This window comes from Streptosporangium nanhuense (genome assembly GCF_059358815.1).
This window is the reverse complement of sequence record NZ_JCADBG010000006.1, coordinates 163,600-177,634: the sequence shown is the minus strand read 5'-3', so window position 1 is coordinate 177,634 and position 14,035 is coordinate 163,600. Positions and strand designations below refer to the sequence as shown.

The following is a 14,035-nucleotide window of genomic DNA, read 5'->3' as shown; positions in this document are numbered from 1 at the left end:
GATCCTGGTCGTGCAACGCCCGCGTCCCCCCCGTAAGCCGGTGCCGCTCGACCTGCGCAGCCCCTCGGGTCGTACGCTCCCCTTCTGACGTCTCCCTCGCACCTTGAAGGGGAGGTCAGGAGGCCGATCCTTCGTCGCATACGGGGTTGCAAGAGGCTTTCAAGTGTTCTGCAGGCGGTTCGGTAGATCTTGTGACCATGAAAAGCGCCCCTTTCGCCTTCAGTGTCAGCGTGGTCGTCCCCGCCATGAACGAGGCTGAGAACCTCCCCCACGTCTTCGCGACCCTGCCGTCCTGGATCGACGAGGTGATCCTGGTCGACGGCAACTCCACCGACGACACGGTGGCCGTGGCCAAGGCCCTGCGTCCGGGACTGCGCGTCGTCAGGCAGACCCGCAGGGGAAAGGGCAACGCTCTCACCGAGGGGTTCGCCGCCGCCACCGGTGACATCATCGTCATGATCGACGCCGACGGGTCCACCGACGGCCGGGAGATCCACGCCTTCGTGACCGCTTTGGTCGAGGGCGCCGACTTCGCCAAGGGGTCCCGTTGCGCCCCCGGCGGAGGCTCGGACGACATCAGCCCGATCCGTTCGCTCGGCAACGCGATGCTGACCAAGATGACCAACCGGCTGTACGGCACCCGCTACACCGACCTGTGCTACGGCTACAACGCCTTCTGGGCCCGCCACCTCGACGCCCTCGACCTCGACTGCGACGGCTTCGAGATCGAGACCCTCATGAACATCCGCGCCGCCCAGGCCGGCCTCGTCATCCGCGAGGTCCCCAGCCACGAGCGCAGCCGCATCCACGGCGCCAGCAACCTGCACGCCGTCCGCGACGGGCTGCGGGTGCTCCGCACCATCCTCCGCGAGCGCGAGGGACGCGTCACCGGCGTCCGGCTGCGCCAGGAGCACGCCACCCACGCCACCGCCTGACCCGACGGGAACTCCACAGGGGCGGACGTTCCTCCGGTGGACGGCGAGGAGGACGAGGATCATCTGTCAGGCGACGGCCGGGGACCCACCCGCGTGATCTCCCGCCGGAGCCGCTCCGGGTCCGGACGGACCAGACAGGGGGACGGTCATGGACGAGTGGCAGGCCCGGAAGGGGAGACGACGCCTCGGCGAGGTCGTACGACGTGAGGTGAGGCAGGGCCCCGTCGCCCGGCACGGAGAAGAGGTGGCCGTCGTCGTCGACGTCGCCGAATACCGTCGCCTCAGGGGCGACGCCCCCGGCTTCGGGCGGTTCCTTCTCGCCGATCCCGACTGGGGCGACGACATCGAGTTCCCCCGGAACCAGGACCTTCCCCGAGAGATCGATCTCGGCTGATGGGCATCGGCTACCTGCTCGACACGAACGTGGTCTCCGAGGTGCGGAAGCGGAACGGGGACCCCGGGGTCAGGGAGTGGATCGCCGCGGCCCACGGGCCCACCCTCCATCTCAGCAGCCTGACGGTCGGCGAGATCCGCTGCGGGGTCGAGCTTCACAGACACAGTGATCCCGTGCGGGCGACCGCCCTGGAACGCTGGCTGCACACTCTTCACCGGCAGTTCGGTGACCGCATCGCCCCCGTCACCTCGGAGATCGCCGAGGAGTGGGGACGGCTGAACGCCATACGTCCCCTCCCGACCATGGACGGCCTGATCGCCGCGACGGCCAGGGTGAACGGCTGGACCCTGGTCAGCCGAAACCTCGAGGACTTCGCCGGCACGGGGGTGCCCGTCGTCAACCCGTTCGGCACACCAGCCTGACTGACCGGGGTCCCCGGGACGCCGAGGCCGTCCCGCAGGGGCCCTCAGGCCACCTCAAGGGCGTCGGCCACGGAGGGGAACACCTCGAACACCTGGATCAGGCCGGCGAGGTGGAGCCGTCTGGCCAGGTTGCCCTGGACGCCGGTGAGGATGACCCGGACCCCCCTGTTCAGGCCCTGGTGGCGCACCTGGAGCAGCTCACCGATCCCGGAGGAGTCGCAGAAGGTCAGGTCGGACACGTCGAGGATCAGCATCGGCGTGGGCAGGGAATCCCACGCCCTGTCCATCTCCGCGCGCAGCACCGACGTGTGGTAGTGGTCAAGTTCTCCACTCGCCCGTACGACGAGCGTCGTACCGTGCAGTCCGGATGTGGCGGTAAAAACCGACTCCGGCTCATCTCCCACGAACATGACCAACCCTCTGACCGACCCTTTGCCCAAGCAACCATAACTGTCTCATACGGCGCGGATCGCCTCGGTGTGGAGAAGAACGGCCGTTCACGTCGTCTTGGGAAACGCCTCCATCGCCTCTTCGACCGTACGCCGGGTGTCGAACAGCTCGGCCACCCCCAGGCGCCTCAGCCGTTGTCTCATCACGGCGGAGGGGCCGACGAGGACCAGCGATCCCGCGAGCCGGCGGACGCGGGTGAGAGCGTACATGAGCACGCCGTATCCGGTGGAGTCACAGAAGGTGACCTCGGTGAGGTCTATCACCAGACGCGGGTGATCCATCGCCCCCAGCGCGACGTCGGCCTGCTCCTTCAGCAGATGGGAGGACCCGTAGTCCAGTGCCCCCACCGCGTGCAGGGCGGTGAACTGGCTGTGCTTGTCGGCTCGGACGCGGAATCTCGCGTCCTTCTCAGCCTTCGACATCGGCATCCTCTCCCGCCTACGTCCCCGGTGCCCCAGCCAGGCGGTTCTAATCATCGAAGGCGGGCCGGACGACGGAGGCATGCGGAACAATGGTGGCATGGTTGAAGCGCGCCCGGTGGCGGTCCTGGTCGTCGGAACGCTCCTGATCGCCGCGTGCGGCGGGGCTCCGGCGCCCACTGGGCCCACTGGGCCTACAGCGACCCCGGCACCGGGCGGCACGGCCTCGCGGAGCCCCCTTCCCCCGGGTTCCACCTCCCCGGCCCCCGCGCCGGGAGATCCCTCGGCGAGCCCGGTGGCGACCGGGGCGGTCGCCGCGTCCGCCGAGTGGGCGGCCGTGGGGGGCGCGAAGCTGTCGGGCGGCACGGCGCTGCTCGACGTGGCGGCGACCGGGCCCCGCGACGCCTGGGCCGTCGGATACCAGGACAGCGCGGAGGATCGGGAGGGCACGCCCGCCGTCCTCCGCTGGGACGGGAGGCGCTGGCGGGAGATGTCCCTGGGCGCGGAGGCCGGCGCCCAGCGCCTGGAGGGAGTCGGCGCGGCCGGGCCCGACGACGTGTGGGTGGTCGGCAACGGCCCGAGCGCGTTCGCCGCGCACTGGAACGGGCGGGCGTGGGCCCCGCACCGGCCCTTCGGGGTGGCCGAGGACTACCGACTGGCGGACGTCACGACGAGCGGCGGCGACGCGTGGTTCGCCGCGAACGGCCCCTCCGGCGCGGTCGTCCTGGAGCGGGCGGGCGGCGAGTTCCGCAACGCGCTGAGCACCGGGGGCGCCTTCGAGGCGATCACCTCGGGGAAGGGGCACGTCTGGGCGGTGGGGACGAGCGAGACCCGGACCCCGCTGGTCTGGCACGGCACGGCCGGATCATGGGAGAGCCTGGAGACGCCCCCGATCCCCGGCGGCCGTCTCAGCGGGGTCTGGCAGGTCTCGCCCTCGGAGGTGTGGGCGGTCGGGCAGATCACCGCTACCCCGTCGTCCCCGCCGGAGGGCGAGATCGGGTCCGGCGGTCAGGCGGAGACGCGGCCGCTCGTCATGCGCTGGGACGGAACCCGCTGGACGCGGGTCGAGGTGCCGCTCTCCCGGGGGAGCCTGCACGGGATCACCGCCTCCGGCCCCGGCGACCTGTGGATCAGCGGCGTCGACGCCGATCACGCCGGACAGGTGCTCATCCTCCACTTCGACGGCACCACCTGGTCACGCGAGTACGGTCCGCTGTTCCGCGCCTACACCACCACCCAGCAGTACGACGAGACCGACGACGTCGGCGGCACCGGCCTGGCCCGGGTGCCGGGCAGCGACACGCTGTGGGCGGTGGGCTCAGTGGGGGTCGGCGACGACCAGAAGGCCTTCATGCTCCGCCGCTGACCCAGCCGCCGACCCAGCCGCCGGCCTCGCCGGCGTCGTCGCCGGTTCCCGGCCCTCGGCCCGGCTGTCCCACCGGACGCGGCTGTCCCACCGGACGCGGCCGTCACGCCTGACACGGACGGCACGCCTGACACGGACGGCACGCCTGACACGGACGGCATCACCGCCCGCCGCGTAACCGTCTCGCCGTACCCTGGGCGGCACCGAGGTCGCGGACTTGGAACACGCGGTGTCACCGCCGGAAACATGAGCCACCTACTGTGCGGACATGGCGCACCATTACCCCCCAAATGAGACGGCTGGGACGCCAGAGGTCAGACCTCCGCGCGCTCACGTGACCCCTAGGACCCCTAACCCACCCCAGACCTGCACGTACTAGGTAAAAAATCCGTGAAAAAGTCGGTCAGGTGACGTAGTCTCTCTCAAACTCCAACAAAGAGGGAGTATCACATGAAAAAGGTTCTTATCCTCCAAAAGCCCCGGCCGCCCCGGAAACCCATCGCTCTGGACCTCCGCACCCCCTCAGGACGGACGCTGCCCTTCTGAGAGGAACAACCGGTTGACGAACCAGAGAGCCACCCCGATCACGAGCAGCACCCCCGCGCGGACGTAGACGTCCACGCTCCTGCCGGTGACCGGAAGCACCAGGACGAAACAGACCACCGCCCCCAGGGCCGGCATCCAGCTCGGCGCCCGGAAGTGATCGTGGTCCACCTGGTCCTTGCGGAGGATCAGCACGGCCACGTTGACCAGCGTGAAGACGCACAGCAGCAACAGCACCGTGGTGTCGGCCAGACCGCCCACGTCGCCGGTGGCGACCAGCACCGCAGCGACACCCACGGTGAAGACGATGGCCACCCACGGGGTGGACCTCGTCGGATGGACCGCCGCGAAGACCCGCGGCACGATTCCCTCACGCGCCATGCCGTAGACCAGGCGCGAGGCCATGAGCATGTTGATCAGCGCGGTGTTGCCCACCGCGAGCAACGCGATCAGGGCGAACAACTTGGGCGGGAACGCCAGCCCGGCGACCTTGACGACCTCCAGCAACGGACCCGACGAGCTCATCAGCGTCTTGGTGTCGACCAGCATGGTCGCCGTGAACGCGACCGCCATGTAGATGATCGCCGCGATGGCCAGGCCGCCGAAGAGCGCGCGGGGGAAGTCTCGCTGCGGATCCTTGGTCTCCTCCGCGAGGTTGACCGAGTCCTCGAAGCCGAGCAGCGCGTAGAAGGCGAGGGCCGTACCCCCCAGGACCCCGAGGAAGGCGCCGTTGGCCGGATGGAACTCCAGGGCCCGCGCCGGTTCGCCGTCACCGGAGAGCAGGGCGAAGATCCCGATCGCGATGACCACCAGCAGGCCGAACGCCTCGATGATCGTCAGCACCACGTTGACCTTGACGGACTCGGAGATCCCCGCGAAGTTCACCAGCGCGACCAGGCCGAGGAAGAGGAACGCCCCGACGACGACCGGCAGTGTGACGAACTCCCCGAGGTAGTCGCCGCCGAAGGCCCGCGCGGCCGCGCTCGCCGAGGTGATCCCGCTCATCAGCACCGCGAACGCCACGATGAAAGTGACAAAGGGGATGTTGAACGCTTTATTCGCGTAAAGCGCGGCACCGGCTGCTTGTGGATATTTACCGACAAGTTCGGCGTAGGCGGTCGCCGTCAGCGCCGCCAGCACGAAGGCCACGAGGAAGGGCACCCACAGCGCTCCGCCGACGTATCCGGAGACCTTCCCGACCAGGGCGTATATCCCCGCGCCGAGGATGTCGCCCACCACGAACAGAAGGAGGACCTTGCGCCCGATGACCCGCTTGAGCGAGTGCTGACCGGAACCGGGATCGACGATCGCCTCAGCCATACCCCGCCCTTACCCAAAGAGGGGGCGAAATCACGTCGGGTCACACGAGTCACTGTTGTAAGCGTCATGAAAGTGATCCGCAAGGAACCCTGCCTACAGTTCCAACTGTCACGAAATGCAATGAAAGGCAGAAATGTTCCGCGCCCTCTCCTCCCGTCGCCTCGCCGTCGCCGCCGCGGGAGTCGCTCTCATATCGATGACCGCCGCCTGCGGCGGGGCGTCCGCCAACAGCGCGGTCTGCACCGAGGCCTCGTGGTCGAAGCCCTTCGCGGACTTCACCACCGCCGCCGCGGCGAGCGCCGGTGACCTCACCAAGTACAACGACGCCACCGCCAAGCTCGCCGCCGACCTCAAGGCGCTGGCGGGCACGGCCGAGGGCGAGGTGGCCACCGCCCTCAACGACCTCGCCACCTCGTTCGAGTCGGTCAAGATCGACCCGAACGACCCGGCCGCGGCCGCCACGGCCGCCGGATCGCTGGTGACGAAGGCCCAGGAGGCGAGCACCAAGCTGGCCGAGGCCTGCTCCTAGGCGCTCGCTCCCGGACGAACCCGTCCACCGGACTCGCGCCTCCTGGTGACAGGAGGCGTTCCGGGTACGGCCGCCGCCCCGCCTGCGGGGGGCAGTGCGGTGCGGCGGCCGTACCGAACAGCTCCATCGAGTTTCGTCGAGTTTCGTCGAGGCCCCTGCCACCGCACGGCAGGGGCCTCACACGTCTTCCCCGCCCCGGTCAGGTCCTGGTGGCGCGGGCCTGCTCGTAGCAGCGTTCGAAGCCTTCGAGCACCGCGGGCCAGGAACTGCGGACGGGCTCGGTCTCCCGGTTGTTCGCCGCGATCGACTCGCGCAGCTCGCGGTCGCGGACCAGCCTGGCCACCGACGCGACCAACTCGTCGAAACTCCTCCCGAGCAGCCCCTCCTTGCCGGGCCGTACGAAGTCGGCCACCCCGCTCTGCGCGCGCGCCACCACCGGCACCCCCGCCGCCCTTGCCTCCAGCGCCGCCAGCCCGAAGGACTCGCGGGGCGCGGGGGCGACGAACACGTCCGTCGAGGCGAGCAGCTCGCGGATCCGCTCGCGGCTGTAGCGGCCGGGGAGCGAGACCCAGCCGGTCATGCCGTTGGCCCTCAGGTAGCGCTCCATCTGCGACCGGGCCGGCCCGTCGCCGACGACGGTCGCCCGCATCGGCGTCTCCTTCGGCACCTGGGCGCGGGCCTCCCGCAGCAGCCTCAGCAACCGGACCGGCTGCTTGCGGGGCGCGAGCCGTCCCACCGCGACGACGTGCACCGGCTCGGGCCGTGCCTGGTCCCCGCCCGGCTCGGGCCGTACCGGATGGTCCCCGTCCGGCGCGGACCGCGAGGGATCCCCGCCCGGCTCGGGCCGTACCGGATCGGCGGGGAGGGGCATGGAGCGCCAGCCGGAGATGTCCAGGCCGTTGGAGACCACGTGCACCGGCACGCCGGGCCCGGCCACCGCGCGGATCGGCAGGGCGGCGGCCTCGCTCACCGCGGTGCCCACCAGCCCCCAGCGGTGCCACCCGAACAGCAGCCGCAGCCCGCGGTAGAGCGCCCGCGTGACCGGGTCCCACATGCTGTGCACGGTGACGACCACGGGCAGGCCCGCGCGGGTCGCGGCCCGCACGCCCATCCAGGCGAACGGCGAGACCGCGCCCGTGTGCACGTGCACCACGTCGGGGCGCCGCGCTCTCACCAGACGGAGCAGGTGGCCCGTCCCGAACGGGTGGACCGGCAGGTCGAAGGGGAGTCTCGCGACGATCCTGTGCACCCCGGGAAGGCTCTCCCCCGGGGTGGCGGTCGCCACCTCGACCTCGTGGCCCGCCTCCCGCTGCGTCCGGATCAGATCGGCGACCTGCACCTCGATCCCGCCGAGACGCGGCAGGTAACAGTCACTGATGTGGAGGATCCTCACCGTGCCAGCGTAGACCCGCGTGAGATCATGCCTGCGTGCCCCGCGAGGGCGCGTCCGAGTCGCGCGAACGGAGTGAGCCTGATCAGCAGCGTCAAGACAGCAGTGTTCTTCCATGCCCATCCCGACGACGAGGCCCTGCTGACCGCGGGCACCATGGCGATGCTCGCCTCCGAGGGGCACCGGGTGGTGCTCGTCGTGGCGACCTCGGGAGAGCGGGGCCAGGCCGACCTCGAACCCGGTGAGGCGCTGGGTGCCGCCCGCATGGCCGAGCTGTACAAATCGGCGGCGGCACTGGGCTGCGCCCGCGTGGTGAACCTCGGCTACGGCGACTCCGGGCTCGCGCCCGGCGGCGGGGTCGCCGACGACCGGCCCGACGACGCCTTCATCGACGCCGACGCCGAGGAGGCAGCCCAACGGCTGGCCGCCATCCTCACCGAGGAGAGGGCCGACCTGCTGACGACCTACGACCCGGCGGGCGGCTACGGCCACCCCGACCACGTCCAGGTGCACCGGGTCGGCGGCCGGGCCGCCGAGATCGCCCGGACCCCGATCGTGCTGGAGGCCACCGTCAACCGCGACCCCCTGCTCCGGGGGCTGCGGCTCGCCAGGAGGTTCTACCCGCAGCTCGACATCCGGGCCTTCGAGCGGGCGTACTCCCCCGGCGAGGTGATCACCCACCGGGTCGCGGTGCGGCGCTTCGCCCGCCAGAAGCGGGCGAGCATGGCCGCCCACGCCTCCCAGGCCACCGGGGCCGACACCCGCACGCTCGGGGTGATGCTCAAGATCCCCCAGCCCCTGTACCGCCTCGTCTTCGGCACCGAGTGGTACGTCCGCCGGGACGCCCCCCTGGGATCCCGGCTGAGGCACCCCTTCGAAGTTCCTCCCAAAGGATGAGAACGGGACCGGCAGACTTGACCGGGGGTGCCGGATGAAGAGCGGGCGTGTCGCATGAAGAGCAGGTTGTTCCAGGTCGGGCTGTCGGTGGTGTCCCTGGCACTGGCCGCCACGCTCGTGTTCTTCATGCCCCAGGTCGTGGCGGCGCTGACGGGCAAGCACGTCTCCTGGGCGCAGATCGGCGCGCAGTTCGCCGCGCTGAGTGCCGGGGAGGTCGCGCTGATGGCCGCCGTCTGGCTGCTCAGCCTCCTCGCCTACACGTTCGTGCTGACCGCCTCCCTTCCCGGGCTCACCCACCTGCAGGCCCTGACGCTGAACGCGAGCGGCAGCGCGGTGAGCAACCTGCTTCCCTTCGGCGGCGCGGCCGGGGTGGCGCTGACGTTCGCGATGGCCAAGAGCTGGGGTTTCTCCGCGCGGGCCGTGTTGGTCTCCACGCTGACCACCGGTATCTGGAACACGCTGTTCCGCTTCCTGCTGCCCGCGGCGGGCATCGTGGCCCTGCTGTTCAGCGGGCAGCCGCTCAGCCCCTCGGTGACCAGGGCGGGCTGGGCCGGCGTGCTGTCCATCCTGGTGCTGGTCGCCGTGGTGACCGTCGCCCTCTACTGGGACCGCGCCGCCGGCGTCCTGGGCCGCGGCCTCGACGCCCTGACCCGGCTGCTCCCCCGCCGGATCCGTCCCGGTGAGCACGCCGCCTCCGAGGCGCTGACCAAGCTGCGGGCCGACACCTCCGAGATCGTGCGGAGCCGCTGGGCCGGGCTGACGCTGGGCATGGTCTTCTTCCTCGGCTTCCAGTGGCTGATCCTCGTCGTCTGCCTGCACGCGACCGGCGCCTACCCCGGCCTGGCGCAGTCGATCGCCGCCTTCGCGCTGTCCCGGGTGCTGACCACGGCTTTGGTGACTCCCAGCGGTACGGGGATAATGGAGGCCGGAACCATCGGCGCCCTGGTCTTCTTCGGTGCTCCGCTGGACTCCGCCACCGCCGCCGCCCTGCTTTTCGGGTTCTGGACCTACACTGTCGAAATCCCCTTCGGCGGGCTGGCTCTGGGGGCGTGGACGTTCCTGCGCAGGCGTGAGAACGCCGCATCGGCTCCTGAAAAGGAGTCGATCAGTCGCTAGATTGGGAAATACCTTGTATGCGATCGGAAGGCCCACATAGCGTGGCGGCTGACATGGTGGCTTTCCGAGTTCTCGGCCCGGTCGAGGCGCATTCCGGTGATGACGAGCTCGACCTGGGCGGGCTTCGTCAACGTGCTGTCCTGGCACGCCTGCTCGTCGCGCGCGGGCAGGTCGTTCCCGTCGACTCCCTGCTGTACGACCTGTGGGACGACGACGCGGCCAAGGGCGCCCAGTCGGGCCTTCAGGTCTACATCTCCCGGCTGCGCAGGGTGCTGGAGCCGGGCCGTCCGCGCGGCGGCCCCAACCGGCTGCTGGTGACCGTGGCCTCGGGCTACGCGCTGCGCGCCGCCCCCGACCAGGTCGACGCGCTCCGCTTCGAGACGCTGGTCCGCACCGCCGGTGAGCACCTGGAGGGCGACGACCCCGCCTCAGCGCGGGCCCGCCTGGAGAAGGCCCTGGGGATGTGGCGCGGCACCCCGTACTCCGACTTCGCCGACCAGCCGTGGGCCGAGGCCGAGGTGAACCGGCTCACCGAGCTGCGCCTGGTGGCCCGCGAGCGGCACGCCGACAGCGGCCTGCGGATGGGCCTGCCCGCCGAGTCGGTGCCCGACCTGGAGGCGCTGACCACCGAGCACCCGCTGCGCGAGGAGGGCTGGCGGCTGCTCGCCCTGGGCCTGTACCGCTGCGGGCGGCAGGGCGACGCGCTGGCGGCGTTGCGCCGGGCGCGCACGATCCTCTCCGACGAGCTCGGCATCGACCCGGGCCCGGCGCTGCGCAAGCTGGAGTCCGACATCCTGTCCCAGGACCCCGGCCTGCAGCTCGCCACCCCGCCGCCGTCCAGGCAGCGCCAGCAGGTGGCCGCGGAGACCTGGCCGCCCAGGCCCACGGTGGCCCCGGTGGAGCTGCCCCCGCTGGAGCCGGAGCCGTTCGTCGGCCGCGACGCCGAGCTGGGCAGGCTCACCACCGCCGCGGCCAGGACCGGCCGCTTCACCGTCGCGGTCATCAGCGGCGACGCGGGCGCGGGCAAGACCACGCTGGTCCGCCAGCTCATCAGGCGGCTGTCCGACGACGGGTGGGGCATCTCCTCGGGCGCCTGCCCCGACAGCAGCGCCACGCCTCCCGGCTGGGCCTGGGTGGAGATCCTGCGCACCCTGGTGAACGCGGCCGGGCCCGGCGAGTACGCCTCGCTGCTGGCCCCGCTCCTCGACGACGCGGCCCCCGAGCCCGACGACGACCAGGCCTCCGGCGGGTTCCGGCTGCACCGGGCGGTGGGCGGCTACCTCGCCGCCGTCGCCAAGGAGACGCCGATCCTGCTCACCCTGGAGGACCTGCACTGGGCCGACGACCAGACGCTGGCGCTGCTGCGCGCGCTGCCGAGCCTGCTCGCCACCAGCCGGGTGCTGCTGGTGGTGACCTGCCGCGACAGCGAGCTGAGCGACCAGCAGGCCGACGTGCTGGCCGCGCTGGCCAGGCTCGGTCCGGTCCGGGTCGGGCTCACCGGGCTCGACACCAAGGCGGTGGCCGAGCTGGTCAGGGCGACCTGCGTGCGCGAGGTCGACGAGGACGCGGTCAACAGCATCGTCGAGCGCACCGGCGGCAACCCCTTCTTCGTCCGCGAGACGGTCCGCCTGCTCGACGCCGAGGCGGTGAGCGACCGCGCGACGGCCGCCGAGGTGATCTCCGGCGTGCCCTCCGGCGTCCGCGACGTGCTGCGCAGGCGGATCTCCCGGCTGCCCGCGATCGCCCAGCAGATCCTGCTGCAGGCCGCGGTGATCGGCCGCGACGTCGACGTGGACGTGCTGGTCGACGTCTCGGGCGACGAGGAGGCCGTGGTCGACGCGGTGGAGGCGGCGCTGCTCGCCGGCCTGGTCACCGAGCCGGGGCCCGGCATGCTCCGCTTCGACCACGACCTGGTCCGCGACACCCTGTACTCCGACGCCTCACGGCTGCGCCGCTCGCGGCTGCACGCCGCGGTGGCCTCGGTGATCGAGCGCAGGAACCCCGGCGACGTGGCCGCGCTGGCCCACCACTACGACTCGGCGGGCACCAGCGAGACCGCCGGCAAGACGGTGCACTACGCCGGGCTCGCCGCCGAGCAGGCCGAGCGGCGCTTCGCCCACCGCGAGGCGGCCACCCTGTGGGAGCAGGCCATCGCCGCCTTCGACCGGTCGGGCGTCACCCACACGCCCGACAGCACCAGGGAGCGGCTGCTGCTCACCCTGCGGCTGATCAAGGCGCTGGCGCTCTGCGGCGACATGGCCGCGGCCCGCAGGCGGCGGCGCGAGGCGATGGACGCGGCGCTGCCGCTGGGCAACCTGGAGCTCACCGCCCGGGTGGCCGCCTCGCTGGCGGTGCCGCACAAGGGCATGGCCCGCGACTTCACCCGCACCGCCTGGGAGATCGTCGACGTCGCCGAGCAGGCGCTGGTCGAGCTGCCCGCCGGCGAGCAGTCGCTGCGGGCGAGCCTGCTGGCCACGCTCGCCCTGGAGCTCGAGGGCTCGGCCACCCCCCGGGGCGAGCAGGCCTCGCTGGAGGCCGAGGAGCTGGCCCGGCGCTCCGGCGACCCCGCCCTGCTGGCGACCGCGCTGAGCGGGCGGCTGCGCCAGTCGTACGGCATCACCCCGGTGGGCGAGCGCGAGGTCATCGGCAGGGAGTTGCTGGAGGTCGGCAAGACGACCGGGCAGATCTCGGTGCAGGCGCTGGCCCACCTGGTGCTGATGGAGTGCGCGGCCGCCTCGGGCGCGTTCGCCGAGGCCGACGCGCACGTGGCCGCCGCCGAGAAGATGGCCAGGCAGTACGGCCTGTCCGCGCCCGCCGCCGTGGTCGCCTGGTACGCCGGGCAGCGCCTGATGATCGCCGGTGACTTCGCCGGGGCGGAGCGCGCCTACCGCGACGCCGCCCGGCTGACCGCCAAGGCCGGGATGCTGGAGGGCCGCCAGGACCTGCCGCTGATCACCACGTTCTGCCTGCACCTGGTGAACGGGCGGGCCGCCGAGATGGTCGAGCCGCTGGCCGAGGCGCACCAGCGCGGGGCCAAGTGGACCCTCGACGCCTACGCGGTGGCCCTCGCCTCGGCGGGCCACCACCGCGACGCCAGGGCCGTGATCGCGGTGAAGACGCCCGTGCGCCCCGACTTCCTCTACGAGCTGGCGATGGTCTGGCGGGCCCTGGCGGGCATGCTGCTGGACGACCGGGAGCGGATGATCGAGGCGTACGACACGCTGAAGCCGTTCGCCGACCGCATCGCGGGCGCCGGGACCGGGGTGGTGGCCCTCTGGCCGGTCGCCCTGACCCTGGGCGACCTGGCGCTGCGGCTGGGCTTCGCCGACGCGGTGAGGCCGCACTACGAGAACGCCCTCGCGGTGGCCGAGCGGGTCGGCGTGGAGCGGTGGGTGGAGGCGGCACAGCGCTCCCTCGGCGGCTGACGCCTTCCGGGGCTGAAGCTTCGGTACTTCCCCGGGCAGGGGCCTGGGAGAGGCGGGGACCGGGCGGTCAGCAGCCGACGAGGAACTTCTCGCTGCGCAGCGGGGCGTCGCCGGAGACCGACAGCACGACGCGGTACCAGCCGGGGTTGTTGACGATCCTGGGCTGCCACTCGACGGTCTGGCTCTCGCCGCCGAAACCGGACCCGGTGCCCAGGTAGGTCTGCCAGCGGCGGGTGCCGGGGCTCCAGCGCTCCAGGCGCCAGCCGTAGGAGACGGCGGCCCGGGGGTCGGCGTTGTCGACGACGCTCCGCGCCCGGTACGGCCTGTCGCACGGGCCGAGCGCGTCGAGCGCGCTGACGGTGACCGTGCCGCGGGTCGCGACTGCGTCCGTGACCCCGTCCGTGATCTTTTCCGCGGTCCTGCCCGGGGTCTTGCCCGTGGTCCTGTCCGTGGCGGGAACCCGGCCCGCGGCGGAGACCCGCTCCGTGGCCGCCCCCCGCTCCGTGACCGGGGCCTGCTCCGTGGCCGGCATCGACCGCGACGACAGCTCCACCGTCCGTACCGGCGCCTGTGCCGCCGCACCGGCCGGGACCTGGGCCGGGGTGCCGTAGGTGGCCTCGACCCCCAGGTAGGCTCCGGCGAAGGCGAGGGTGGCGACGAGCAGCTTGACGGCGCTCGCGGTCCCACTCGCCACCACCGGCGCCACACTGCTACGCGGACTCATGACGGACACCTTTCTTCGTTACTCCCAAGGTGTACGCCACGGTTCTTGCTCTGGAGTTGACGTCCGCTTGCAGCCGGGACGCCCGGGACGCTCGGAGGGATGCCG

At 71.9% G+C, this 14,035-nt stretch carries 13 protein-coding genes; 8 read left to right on the top strand and 5 right to left on the bottom strand.

The genetic code is table 11. The features are described from left to right. Nucleotides 1-197: 197 nt before the first annotated feature. The 3 genes from AC5L38_RS14335 (at nucleotide 198) to AC5L38_RS14325 (ending at nucleotide 1,751) form a co-directional block, all read left to right on the top strand. Complete coding sequence (locus AC5L38_RS14335) at nucleotides 198-935, top strand: glycosyltransferase family 2 protein (protein WP_495243275.1); 738 nt, start codon at nucleotides 198-200, stop codon at nucleotides 933-935. Between the two features lie 148 nt (nucleotides 936-1,083). After that, entirely contained in the window at nucleotides 1,084-1,329 is a 246-nt protein-coding gene (locus tag AC5L38_RS14330; protein WP_495243274.1) for a type II toxin-antitoxin system prevent-host-death family antitoxin, read from the top strand. Continuing rightward, the gene (locus AC5L38_RS14325; protein ID WP_495243273.1) at nucleotides 1,329-1,751 is read left to right on the top strand and encodes a type II toxin-antitoxin system VapC family toxin; all 423 of its coding nucleotides are present in this window, start codon (nucleotides 1,329-1,331) and stop codon (nucleotides 1,749-1,751) included. The genes AC5L38_RS14330 and AC5L38_RS14325 overlap by 1 nt, the downstream gene beginning before the upstream one ends. A 44-nt stretch (nucleotides 1,752-1,795) precedes the next feature. On the opposite strand, the gene AC5L38_RS14320 is transcribed toward AC5L38_RS14325, so the two are convergent. Next, on the bottom strand, nucleotides 1,796-2,161 hold the full coding sequence (locus AC5L38_RS14320) for an STAS domain-containing protein (RefSeq protein ID WP_495243272.1): 366 nt from the start codon (nucleotides 2,159-2,161) through the stop codon (nucleotides 1,796-1,798). 87 nt (nucleotides 2,162-2,248) lie between these two features. Then, on the bottom strand, nucleotides 2,249-2,623 hold the full coding sequence (locus AC5L38_RS14315; RefSeq protein WP_495243271.1) for an STAS domain-containing protein: 375 nt from the start codon (nucleotides 2,621-2,623) through the stop codon (nucleotides 2,249-2,251). 97 nt (nucleotides 2,624-2,720) lie between these two features. Here AC5L38_RS14315 and AC5L38_RS14310 point away from each other — a divergent pair, with 97 nt between their 5' ends. Further along, nucleotides 2,721-3,986 carry a hypothetical protein gene (locus tag AC5L38_RS14310; protein WP_495243270.1) on the top strand — a complete coding sequence of 422 codons (1,266 nt, stop codon included), beginning with the start codon at nucleotides 2,721-2,723 and terminating at the stop codon, nucleotides 3,984-3,986. A 522-nt stretch (nucleotides 3,987-4,508) separates the two neighbouring features. Here the strand turns inward: AC5L38_RS14310 and AC5L38_RS14305 are convergent. Next, nucleotides 4,509-5,849, bottom strand: coding sequence for an APC family permease (locus tag AC5L38_RS14305; RefSeq protein WP_495243269.1), 1,341 nt, complete (start codon nucleotides 5,847-5,849; stop codon nucleotides 4,509-4,511). A 133-nt stretch (nucleotides 5,850-5,982) separates the two neighbouring features. Here AC5L38_RS14305 and AC5L38_RS14300 point away from each other — a divergent pair, with 133 nt between their 5' ends. Beyond that, nucleotides 5,983-6,378, top strand: a complete 396-nt coding sequence (locus AC5L38_RS14300) for a hypothetical protein (RefSeq protein WP_495243268.1) — start codon at nucleotides 5,983-5,985, stop codon at nucleotides 6,376-6,378. A gap of 199 nt (nucleotides 6,379-6,577) precedes the next feature. Here the strand turns inward: AC5L38_RS14300 and AC5L38_RS14295 are convergent, their stop codons facing one another. Next, nucleotides 6,578-7,771, bottom strand: a complete 1,194-nt coding sequence (locus tag AC5L38_RS14295; protein ID WP_495243267.1) for a glycosyltransferase family 4 protein — start codon at nucleotides 7,769-7,771, stop codon at nucleotides 6,578-6,580. Nucleotides 7,772-7,843: 72 nt separating this feature from the next. On the opposite strand from AC5L38_RS14295, the gene AC5L38_RS14290 reads away from it, so the two are divergent. Genes AC5L38_RS14290 through AC5L38_RS14280 form a run of 3 tightly spaced genes read left to right on the top strand, consistent with a single transcriptional unit; the run spans nucleotide 7,844 to nucleotide 13,206 of the window. Beyond that, nucleotides 7,844-8,665 carry a PIG-L deacetylase family protein gene (locus tag AC5L38_RS14290; protein WP_495243266.1) on the top strand — a complete coding sequence of 274 codons (822 nt, stop codon included), beginning with the start codon at nucleotides 7,844-7,846 and terminating at the stop codon, nucleotides 8,663-8,665. 54 nt (nucleotides 8,666-8,719) lie between these two features. Continuing rightward, nucleotides 8,720-9,781 carry a lysylphosphatidylglycerol synthase domain-containing protein gene (locus tag AC5L38_RS14285; RefSeq protein WP_495243265.1) on the top strand — a complete coding sequence of 354 codons (1,062 nt, stop codon included), beginning with the start codon at nucleotides 8,720-8,722 and terminating at the stop codon, nucleotides 9,779-9,781. Between the two features lie 53 nt (nucleotides 9,782-9,834). Continuing rightward, nucleotides 9,835-13,206: an ATP-binding protein gene (locus AC5L38_RS14280; RefSeq protein ID WP_495243264.1), complete on the top strand. Its 3,372-nt coding sequence runs from the start codon at nucleotides 9,835-9,837 to the stop codon at nucleotides 13,204-13,206. Between the two features lie 67 nt (nucleotides 13,207-13,273). Here the strand turns inward: AC5L38_RS14280 and AC5L38_RS14275 are convergent, their stop codons facing one another. After that, complete coding sequence (locus AC5L38_RS14275; RefSeq protein ID WP_495243263.1) at nucleotides 13,274-13,930, bottom strand: hypothetical protein; 657 nt, start codon at nucleotides 13,928-13,930, stop codon at nucleotides 13,274-13,276. Between the last annotated feature and the right edge of the window lie 105 nt (nucleotides 13,931-14,035).

Coding starts and splice junctions, on each gene's coding strand:
- AC5L38_RS14335 (WP_495243275.1), top strand. CDS start 198: ATGAAAAGCGCCCCTTTCGCCTTCAGTGTCAGCGTGGTCGTCCCCGCC.
- AC5L38_RS14330 (WP_495243274.1), top strand. CDS start 1,084: ATGGACGAGTGGCAGGCCCGGAAGGGGAGACGACGCCTCGGCGAGGTC.
- AC5L38_RS14325 (WP_495243273.1), top strand. CDS start 1,329: ATGGGCATCGGCTACCTGCTCGACACGAACGTGGTCTCCGAGGTGCGG.
- AC5L38_RS14320 (WP_495243272.1), bottom strand. CDS start 2,161: ATGTTCGTGGGAGATGAGCCGGAGTCGGTTTTTACCGCCACATCCGGA.
- AC5L38_RS14315 (WP_495243271.1), bottom strand. CDS start 2,623: ATGTCGAAGGCTGAGAAGGACGCGAGATTCCGCGTCCGAGCCGACAAG.
- AC5L38_RS14310 (WP_495243270.1), top strand. CDS start 2,721: ATGGTTGAAGCGCGCCCGGTGGCGGTCCTGGTCGTCGGAACGCTCCTG.
- AC5L38_RS14305 (WP_495243269.1), bottom strand. CDS start 5,849: ATGGCTGAGGCGATCGTCGATCCCGGTTCCGGTCAGCACTCGCTCAAG.
- AC5L38_RS14300 (WP_495243268.1), top strand. CDS start 5,983: ATGTTCCGCGCCCTCTCCTCCCGTCGCCTCGCCGTCGCCGCCGCGGGA.
- AC5L38_RS14285 (WP_495243265.1), top strand. CDS start 8,720: ATGAAGAGCAGGTTGTTCCAGGTCGGGCTGTCGGTGGTGTCCCTGGCA.
- AC5L38_RS14280 (WP_495243264.1), top strand. CDS start 9,835: ATGGTGGCTTTCCGAGTTCTCGGCCCGGTCGAGGCGCATTCCGGTGAT.
- AC5L38_RS14275 (WP_495243263.1), bottom strand. CDS start 13,930: ATGAGTCCGCGTAGCAGTGTGGCGCCGGTGGTGGCGAGTGGGACCGCG.